The sequence below is a fragment of the Caulobacter sp. genome (assembly GCF_035254145.1).
Lineage (GTDB): Bacteria > Pseudomonadota > Alphaproteobacteria > Caulobacterales > Caulobacteraceae > Caulobacter.
Window position 1 is genome coordinate 1 of sequence record NZ_DATFAV010000202.1, and the last position, 7,917, is coordinate 7,917.

The 7,917-nt window shown below is 68.0% G+C and carries 11 protein-coding genes; 2 read left to right on the forward strand and 9 right to left on the reverse strand.

What is annotated here, in order from left to right:
- The 5 genes from VJ655_RS12270 to VJ655_RS12290 form a co-directional block, all read right to left on the reverse strand.
- Positions 1-522: ABC transporter permease (locus VJ655_RS12270; protein WP_324111435.1), on the reverse strand; the 522-nt coding region annotated here is incomplete at its 3' end.
- Positions 519-1,505: an ABC transporter ATP-binding protein gene (locus VJ655_RS12275; RefSeq protein WP_324111451.1), complete on the reverse strand. Its 987-nt coding sequence runs from the start codon at positions 1,503-1,505 to the stop codon at positions 519-521. The genes VJ655_RS12275 and VJ655_RS12270, both read right to left, overlap by 4 nt.
- A gap of 57 nt (positions 1,506-1,562) precedes the next feature.
- Complete coding sequence (locus tag VJ655_RS12280) at positions 1,563-2,024, reverse strand: NfeD family protein (protein WP_324111437.1); 462 nt, start codon at positions 2,022-2,024, stop codon at positions 1,563-1,565.
- 4 nt (positions 2,025-2,028) lie between these two features.
- Entirely contained in the window at positions 2,029-3,009 is a 981-nt protein-coding gene (locus VJ655_RS12285; RefSeq protein ID WP_324111439.1) for an SPFH domain-containing protein, read from the reverse strand.
- Positions 3,010-3,041: 32 nt separating this feature from the next.
- Positions 3,042-3,485 (reverse strand): TIGR02301 family protein, encoded by a 444-nt coding sequence (locus tag VJ655_RS12290; protein WP_324111441.1) that lies wholly within the window; start codon positions 3,483-3,485, stop codon positions 3,042-3,044.
- A 181-nt stretch (positions 3,486-3,666) separates the two neighbouring features.
- On the opposite strand from VJ655_RS12290, the gene VJ655_RS12295 reads away from it, so the two are divergent.
- Both VJ655_RS12295 and VJ655_RS12300 read left to right on the forward strand, forming a co-directional pair.
- Positions 3,667-3,894, forward strand: a complete 228-nt coding sequence (locus VJ655_RS12295) for a hypothetical protein (RefSeq protein WP_324111453.1) — start codon at positions 3,667-3,669, stop codon at positions 3,892-3,894.
- A gap of 111 nt (positions 3,895-4,005) precedes the next feature.
- Positions 4,006-4,764 carry a Crp/Fnr family transcriptional regulator gene (locus VJ655_RS12300; protein ID WP_324111443.1) on the forward strand — a complete coding sequence of 253 codons (759 nt, stop codon included), beginning with the start codon at positions 4,006-4,008 and terminating at the stop codon, positions 4,762-4,764.
- A gap of 81 nt (positions 4,765-4,845) precedes the next feature.
- Here the strand turns inward: VJ655_RS12300 and VJ655_RS12305 are convergent, their stop codons facing one another.
- From VJ655_RS12305 to VJ655_RS12320, 4 genes are all read right to left on the reverse strand, one after another.
- Positions 4,846-5,811, reverse strand: a complete 966-nt coding sequence (locus tag VJ655_RS12305) for a nitronate monooxygenase family protein (RefSeq protein ID WP_324111444.1) — start codon at positions 5,809-5,811, stop codon at positions 4,846-4,848.
- An 89-nt stretch (positions 5,812-5,900) separates the two neighbouring features.
- Positions 5,901-6,038 (reverse strand): hypothetical protein, encoded by a 138-nt coding sequence (locus tag VJ655_RS12310; protein WP_324111446.1) that lies wholly within the window; start codon positions 6,036-6,038, stop codon positions 5,901-5,903.
- Between the two features lie 135 nt (positions 6,039-6,173).
- Positions 6,174-6,956, reverse strand: a complete 783-nt coding sequence (locus VJ655_RS12315; protein WP_324111448.1) for an SDR family NAD(P)-dependent oxidoreductase — start codon at positions 6,954-6,956, stop codon at positions 6,174-6,176.
- A 62-nt stretch (positions 6,957-7,018) separates the two neighbouring features.
- Positions 7,019-7,780: a site-2 protease family protein gene (locus tag VJ655_RS12320; RefSeq protein WP_324111449.1), complete on the reverse strand. Its 762-nt coding sequence runs from the start codon at positions 7,778-7,780 to the stop codon at positions 7,019-7,021.
- Positions 7,781-7,917 lie beyond the last annotated feature (137 nt).

Genomic DNA, 7,917 nt, shown 5'->3' on the forward strand with positions numbered 1-7,917 from the left:
GATCAGCGCCGGCACGATCTGCAGCTTCTGGACGTTGTCGGCCCAGACGCCGATGATGAAGCCGAACAGGCTGAAGGTCAGCGAGGTCAGGACCAGGAACAGCACCATCACGAACGGGTGAGCGATCTCGAACGGCACGAAGATCCGCGCCGTGGCCAGGATCAGCAGGCCCAGGCAGATCGACTTGGTCGCCGCCGCCCCGACATAGCCGGTGACCGCCTCGAACCAGGCGACCGGAGCCGACAGCAGCTCATAGATCGTGCCGGCCCATTTGGGCATGTAGATCCCGAACGAGGCGTTGGAGATGCTCTCGCTGAGCAGCGACAGCATGATCAGGCCCGGGATGATGAAGGCGCCGTAGCTGACCCCGTCGATGGCCTGCATGCGCGAGCCGATCGCCGAGCCGAACACCACGAAATACAGCGAGGTCGAAATGACCGGCGCCAGGATGCTCTGCAGCAGGGTGCGGAACCACCGCGCCATCTCGAAGCGGTAGATGGCCTTGATCGCGTAGAGGTTCATTGCGGGGCCCTCACCAGGCTGACGAAGATGTCTTCCAGCGAGCTCTGGTCGGTCTTCAGATCCTTGAACTCGACGCCCTGCTCGGCCAGGCGCTTGAGCAGGTCGGCGACGCCGGTGTCCTCGGCCTGGCCGTCGAAGATGTAGACCAGGTCGGCGCCCTCGTTGGCGAGGCTCAGCGAGGGATCGGCCAGACCGGCCGGCAGGGTCGCCAGCGGTTCCTTCAAGTGCACGGTCAGCTGCTTCTTGCCCAGCTTGCGCATCAGCACGGTCTTGTCCTCGACCAGGATGATCTCGCCCTTGTTGATCACCCCGATCCGGTCGGCCATCTCCTCGGCCTCTTCGATGTAGTGGGTGGTCAGGATGATGGTCACGCCGCTTTCACGGAGCTTTCGGACCATCTCCCACATGTCGCGGCGCAACTCGACGTCGACGCCGGCGGTGGGCTCGTCCAGGAACAGGATGGTCGGCTCGTGACTCAGCGCCTTGGCGATCATCACCCTGCGCTTCATGCCGCCCGACAGCGCCATGATCTTGCTGTCCTTCTTGTCCCACAGGGACAGGTCGCGAAGGATCTTCTCGATCAGGGCGTCGTTGCGCGGCTTGCCGAACAGGCCGCGCGAGAAGCTGACCGTGGCCCAGACCGTCTCGAAGGCGTCGGTATGCAGCTCCTGCGGTACCAGGCCGATCTTGGTGCGGGCGGCGCGATAGTCGCGCACCACGTCGTGGCCGTCGGCTGTCACCGTTCCCTTGCTGGGATTGACGATGCCGCAGATGATGCTGATCAGCGTGGTCTTGCCGGCCCCGTTAGGGCCCAGCAGGGCGAAGATCTCGCCCTTGCGGATGTCCAGGTCGATCGTCTTCAGGGCCTGATGGCCAGACGCATAGGTCTTGTTCAGACCCGATACCGATATAATGGGGGTCACGCCATCTCCCTTTGAGCGTGATGATGAAGACGCCGTCCAGGCCGGCGTTCGCGGCCACAGATGGTGCGGCCGCGCGCAGATAACAGGGGTCTCGCCGCCTTTTGTCAGCAGTCCGCGTCAGGACGGCAGGACGCGCACCTTCAGCACCGCCCCGTCGACGCCCGTGACGACCACGGTCTGGTCCACCGTCGGCGCGGGCTCGTCGCTCTCGGCCGCCCAGTCCTTGCCGTCGACGAACACCCGCCCCCGGCCCTGGTCAAACGGCGCCATCACCTGGCCGTGCTGGCCGACCAGGCGCCGCATGGGGTCGTTGAGATCCGGACTGGTGGGCTCCAGCACCGGCCGCAGGAACCTGCGCGCCACATAGGTCGAGGCGATGGTCAGGACCGCGAACAGGCCGATCTCGACCGCCAGGCCGGGCCTGACGGCCTCGGCGAGCAAGCCGACGACGAAGGCGCTGGCGGCCGGCCACAGCAGCCATCCCGTGCCGGTCGCCACCTCGATCGCCAGGAACAGCGCCGCCACCGCCAGCCACGGCCAGAAGGGGTGCGTCGCGTAGAGGCTTCCCAGGGCGTCCATGACGTCAGTCTCCGCGCTTGCCGCCGGTGGGGGCGGCGGTGGAGGCCGCGCGCGACGGCGTCGGCGAACGCGGCGCGTCGGCGCCCAGGCTCTTGATCAACTCGCTGACCCCCGCGACGGTCCCGGTCAGGCCGGCGAAGTCGGCCGGCACGATCACCGTCTTCTGCTGCGGGCTGCGCGCCAGCTCGCCGAACGCCTCGACGTATTTCTGGGCGATGAAGTAGTTGATCGCGTTGACGTCGCCCTTGGAGATCGCTTCCGACACGAAGGCGGTCGCCTTGGCCTCGGCCTCGGCTTCGCGCTCACGAGCCTCGGCGTCGCGGAAGGCGGCCTCGCGGCGGCCCTCGGCCTGCAGGATGGCCGACTGCTTCTGGCCCTCGGCGCGGGCGATCTGGGACTGCTTTTCGCCTTCCGCCTCGGTGATCACCGCGCGCTTCTCGCGCTCGGCCTTCATCTGGCGAGCCATGGCGTTGGTGATGTCCGGCGGTGGGGTCAGGTCCTTGATCTCGATGCGCGCCACCTTCACGCCCCACGGGCCGGTGGCGTGGTCGATGGTCGACAGCAGCCGGGTGTTGATCGCGTCGCGCTGGCTCAGCACCTCGTCCAGCTCCATCGAGCCGACCACGGTGCGCAGGTTGGTCTGGGCCAGCTGGGTGATGGCGTAGATCAGGTTGTCGACCCGATAGGCGGCCGCGGCGGCGTCCATCACCTGGATGAAGACGATGGCGTCGACCTTCACCGAGACGTTGTCCTTGGTGATGACTTCCTGCTGCGGAACGTCCAGCACCTGTTCCATCATGTTGACCTTGCGCCCGATCGTCTCGACGAACGGGGTCAGGATGCTGATGCCGGGCTTCAAGGTGCGGGTGTAGCGGCCGAACCGCTCCACGGTGAATTCGCGCCCCTGCGGCACGATCTTGATCACGCTGGCGACCAGGACGAACGCCAGGACCAGCAGGATCAGAACGACAATCGAGACGCCCAAGACACCCCTCCCTCACAACCTTCCGGTTGAGGTTAGCGCGCCGCTTCGCCTTCCGCCACGGAATCCGGCGCCGGCTCGACGCGGCGGACCTGGACCATCGACTGGGCCAGCTTCAGCGCCAGGGCCTGGCCCCGGCGGGCGGCCCGCGCCTCGGCCTTCCGGCTGGCGTCGTCGCAGACCGGATACTCGCCACGGCGCGAGACGAAGCCGGCGTTGAAGCGCTCGCGCAACTGGGCCTCGAGGGTCTCGCTCCCCTTCTCCACCTCGGCGAGGCGCATCATGCGGGCGCGCCAGTACTGATCGTCCTCGCCTTCGCAGGCCTGGCGCAGCGCGTGGCTTTCACCCAGCACATAGGCCAGGTCCGACAGACGCTGGCGCTCGTCGGGCGAGCGCTCCTGGCCGAGCGCCACACCGCCCGCCGCCCCGGCGGCGAGAACAACGCCCATGACGGCGCCGGAAAGAAACGGACCGGACATGCCCGCTGTTATCGCCAATGCGCGGGGCCCTGTCACGCGCCGCTCCGCCTCGACGAGGCGACCCCGCCCCTTATGGGCCACCTTTGGGGGCCACCTTGGGGATAAGGTGTCCATCGCTGTCAAAAAAGCTTTGACGATAAAGACCTTGCGGTCGACCGCGATCGGGCGTTCCCTGTGGATACTGCAAGGAGGTCTAGCCATGACTGAGGTGCATTACGGCGTTGTACGGGTCGGCGATCGCTGGTCGATCATCGGCGACAACCTGCGCTTCGGCGCCTATGAGACGCGCGACGCGGCCCGCGCCGCCGCCCTTCGCCTGGCGGAGCATCCCGCCGGCCTTGGCCTGTCCGTCATGCTGCACGAGCAAGAGGACGATTGGGTCCTGTCGCGGCCCACCCTGCTCAGCTAGGCCCCATTGGGCGGAGGCGTTTGGTCGCCGCTTCGAAAGACTCTCCAGGGTCGCTGGAAACTAAGCCGTTCGCCGCGCGCTTAAGCATGCGAAGCGTCACGGGAGGTTCGCATGACCGCTATCGCCCGCATCGTCCGCAGCGCCGTGGAAGGCGCCGCGGCCCCGTCCCCCATCGCCAACCGGCTTCTGGCGGCCTTGCGGCCCGACGCCCTGGCCGAGCTTTCGCCCCACCTCGTCCTGGTCGACCTGCCCCAGGACGCCGTGCTGTTCGATGTCGGCGACGATGTCGAGCACACCTATCTGCCCTGTGGCCCCACCCAGGTGTCGCTGCTCGTGGTCACCTCGGACGGGCAGGAAATCGAGGCGGCCAGCATCGGCTTCGAGGGCGCGGTCGGGGGCATGGTCAGCGCCGGCTTCAAGCCCGCCTACGGACGGGCCGTGGTGCGCGTGGCCGGACACGCCTTCTGCCTGCCGACCAGCCGCCTCGAGGAGATCAAGACCCGCTCGCCGGTCGTGGCCGACCTGTTCGACCGCTACGCCGACGTCTTCGTCGCCCAGATGATGCAGGTGGTCGCCTGCAACGCCCTGCACCCGATCGAGCAGCGCGCCTGCCGCTGGCTATTGTTCGCCCACGACCGCTCGGGCGACGTCCCGATCCGCCTGACCCAGGAGACCCTGGCCCAGCTGCTGGGCGTGCAGCGCACGACGATCAGCGCCGTGGCCCGCGGCCTCCAGGACGCCGGGATCATTCACATCGGCCGCGGGCGGGTGGAGGTGCTCGATCGCCCCGCCCTGGAGAAACGCGCCTGCGAGTGCCACGGCGCGGTCGAGGCGCACTTCCGCAAGATCCTGCCGAAGATCGCGGACTAGGAGATCCTCCCCAGGCGGGGAGGCCCCAGTTCGAGGAGAGACGAAGAGTGCGTTCGGCTTGCCCCCTCACCGGGGAGGTTGTCAGACGCGATAGGCGTTCGCCTTCGCCAACGCCGCCTCGGCCTCGGCCACCAGGCGCGCGACGATCTCGCCGGCGGGCGGGACGTCGTGGACGCCGCCGGCGCTTTGGCCCATGGCGAAGCACGACTTGTCGGGATCCAGGCCCTCGATCTGACCACCGATGCCGCCCATGGCGCCGTTGCGGATCGAGACCATCGCCTGCTGCGGGAACGCCTGGATGTCGGCCGGCCGCGCCTCCCAGTCCTCGACATAGGGGTTCTTCTTCACCCGCATCGGCTTGCCCGAATAGCAGCGGGTGCGGACCGTGTCCTCGTCGGAGGCCTGAACCACCGCCTGGCGATACAGCTCGCCCGCGTGCGCCTCGAGCGAGGCGATGAAGCGGGTGCCCATCCAGACGCCTTGGGCGCCGAGCGCCAGCGACGCGGCCAGGCCCCGGCCATCATAGAGACCGCCGGCGGCGACCACCGGGATCTTCACCGCCTCGACCGCCTGGGCGACCAGGGGCAGGGTGCCGACGAGGCCCGTGTGGCCGCCGCCCTCGCCGCCCTGGCAGATCACCGCGTCGCAGCCGGCCTGTTCGGCCTTGACCGCATGCTTGACCGCCCCGCAGACGACCATGACCTTCAGCCCCGCCGCCTTCAGCCGCGCGATGATCGGCAGGGGAACGCCCAGGCCCGCGATGAACGAACTGGCGCCTTCCTCGATGATGACCTCGACGCTGGCGGTCAGGGCGTCGGGCGTGGCGGCCAGCAGGTCGACGCCGAACGGCTTGTCGGTGAGGCTTTTGACCTCGCGCATCTGGGCGCGGATGAAGTCGGGCGTGGTTCCGGCCATGCCCAGCACGCCGTAGCCGCCGGCGTTCGACACCGCCGCCGCCAAGGGCGCGTAGGAGACGCCGCCCATGCCGGCCAGCAGGATCGGATGCTCGATATGCAGAAGATCGCAAAGCGGCGTGCGCAGACCCATGACCGTTCCTCCCATTGTTTCGTGGGAGGATCAGGGGGCCAGGCCGGGCCGGCAAGTGTTCCGCGAGGGCGCCCACGCCCCGCGGAAACTCAGTGGCGTCGGGTCAGCTCGGCCTCGACGTCCGACTCGCACGTCCAGAAGCAGCTGGCCATGGCCGTCAGGACCAGGGCGATCAGCGTCAGGAAGCCGCGTGGCGGCGCCAGGCTGACAACGTCTTGGGGCGTCATCTCTTTCGTTTCCTCGCCGGCGCCCAAATCTGATGTTCGGGCTGCCTTGAAGAAAGCTTCTCATCGTCAAGGCAGTTCCGCAAGACCCTGTTTTCAATAGGGTTTTATTGGACTTCAGAGTCCAATAATCGCGGACTAGAAGATCGAGTATCCGCCGTCGATGACGATCGTGGTCCCGGAGTGGTAGCTCGAGGCGTCCGAGGCCAGATAGACGGCCATGCCGCCGAAGTCCTCCGGCTCGCCCCAGCGGCGGGCGGGGACGCGCGGAATGACCTTTTCGGCGAAGGCCGAATTGCCCTGGGCGCCGGCGGTCATGTCGGTGGCGATCCAGCCCGGCAGGATGGCGTTGGCGCGGACGCCGTAGCGGGCGTGCTCGACGGCCACGGACTTGATCATCGAGATCACCGCGCCCTTGGTGGCGGCGTAGGCCTCGTTGCGGGCCGCGCCCTCGATGGCGGCCAGGGAGGCGATCCCGACCAGCGAGCCGCCCGCGTCGCCCATCTTGGCCCGCTCGACCATGTGGCGGCAGGCCTCGCGCAGGGTGAAGAAGACGCCGTCCAGATTGACCGACAGCACCTTGCGATAGACCTCGGTCTTCATGTCGACGAACGAGGGCGAGCCATAGCCGATGCCCGCATTGGCGAAGACGGAGTCGACCCGGCCCATGGCGGCCACGGCCTCTTCCATGCCCTCGGCGACCTGGGCCTCGTCGGAGACGTCGACGGTCTGGGCCTTCACCCGCACGCCCAGGGCGGTCAGCTGCTGCTCGGCGGCCTGGTTGCGCTCGGGGTTGGAGCCCCAGATCACGATGTCGGCGCCGGCCTGGGCCATCGCCTTGGCCATGCCAAGGCCAATGCCGCGATTGCCGCCGGTGACGAGAGCGACCTTGCCCGACAGGTTGAACGGCGCATAGGCCATGGCGACCTCCCCTTCCTGATCTTGAACGCTTGTTTGAAGGAGAGGGGTTCAGGCGCGGAAGGTCAAGAGCCCCAGAAGTGGAAGGCCTGCCAGCCCCCGGCGATCGCCGGCCGCGAAACGCCCAGCAGGTCGGTGATCGTCAGCGCCGCGGCGAAGATCATTTCGCTGACGCCCGGAACCCAGAAGATCAGGGCGAACAGGATCAGGAACCCGACCCGCTCGACCTTGACCATGGCCGCGCGGGCCCCGTCCGGCAGGAACGGCCGGATCACGCCATAGCCGTCCAGCCCCGGGATCGGCAGTAGGTTCAAAACGAGCGCGCTAGCCTGGAGGAAGGCCAGCAGGGACAGGGCCTCGCGCAGCGGCGCGGAGGCCACGGCCGGCAGGGCGATCGCGAGGACGACCAGCACCACCAGCGTCCCCAGCGGCCCGGCCAGCGAGGCCAGCGACCGCCAGCCCGCCGAGCGCATCAGGTCCTCGCGCAGATAGACCGCCCCGCCCGGAAAGCCGATCCCGCCCAGGGCCAGGGCGATCAGCGGGAAGATCACGGTGGTGGCCATGTCCGAATATTTCAGCGGATCGAGCGTCAGGTAGCCCTTCTCGACGATCGTGGTGTCGCCAGCCTTGTGGGCGACGAAGGCGTGGCCGAACTCATGGATCCCGACGCTGAGCACCCAGGCCGCGGCGACGAAGGCGAAGGTGATCACCCCGGCGGGCGGAACCTGGCTGGCCACGGCCCAGCCCAGGCCCACGCAGGCGGCGATCAGGATCAGGGCGTTGGGGCTGACGGAAAAGCGGGGGGCGGGCGCGTCGAGAACGGTCATGGAGGGATTGAGCATAGCCACGCCCGATTATGCTAGGCCCATGACCTGCCCCACCATCCGCTCATCCCCGCGAAAGCGGGGATGAGCGGTGTTTAGTTAGGGTTGCTCAGCTTGCGCCAAATCTTTCGTAAGCCTCC